We start from the raw sequence: 715 nt of genomic DNA on the forward strand, positions 1-715 counted from the left end.
TGCCGCGGCTGAAGCTGAACAAGGCCCAGCTGTACCTGCACGAGAGGCTGGAGGCGCAGCTCCGGAAGACGGGGAGGGTGCGCGCCATCATCCTCAAGGGGCGCCAGCAGGGGTGCAGCACGTACGTGGAGGCGCGCTTCTACTGGAGGGTGTCGCACCGGAAAGGGGTGAGCGCCTACATCCTCACGCACGAGGACCCGGCCACCGCCAACCTCTTCAAGATGGCGAAGACGTACCACGAGCACTGCCCGGCGCCCGTGAAGCCGTCCACCAGCGCGTCCAACGCGAAGGAGCTGCTCTTCGACAAGCTGGCCTCCGGGTACAAGGTGGGCACCGCGGGCAGCAAGGGGACGGGGCGCTCCTCGACGCTGCAGTACTTCCACGGCTCGGAAGTCGCCTTCTGGCCCAACGCCTCCGGCCACATGCGTGGCGTGCTGGAGGCCGTGGGCAACGTGCCGGGGACGGAAATCATCCTCGAGTCCACCAGCGACGGGCCGCAGGGACTCTTCTACCGGCTGTGCCTCGCGGCGCAGAAGGGGGAGAACGAGTACGAGCTCATCTTCATCCCCTGGTTCTGGCAGGACGAGTACCGCCTGGCGGTGCCCGCGGGCTTCGAGCGCACCTCGGAGGAGGTGCGGTACGCGGAGCTGTGCCAGCAGGTGCATGGCTACGCCCTGGACGACGGGCAGTTGGCGTGGCGCCGCTCGAAGGTGTC

1 protein-coding gene is annotated in these 715 nt (G+C 68.0%); it reads left to right on the forward strand.

Annotation, left to right across the window (positions count from 1 at the left end; all coding sequences use genetic code 11):
* A partial coding sequence (locus K8625_RS43610) for a hypothetical protein (protein WP_223786122.1) occupies positions 1-715 on the forward strand: 715 nt, incomplete at both ends.

Source organism: Myxococcus sp. AS-1-15, assembly GCF_020037055.1.
Classification (GTDB): Bacteria; Myxococcota; Myxococcia; order Myxococcales; family Myxococcaceae; genus Myxococcus; species Myxococcus fulvus.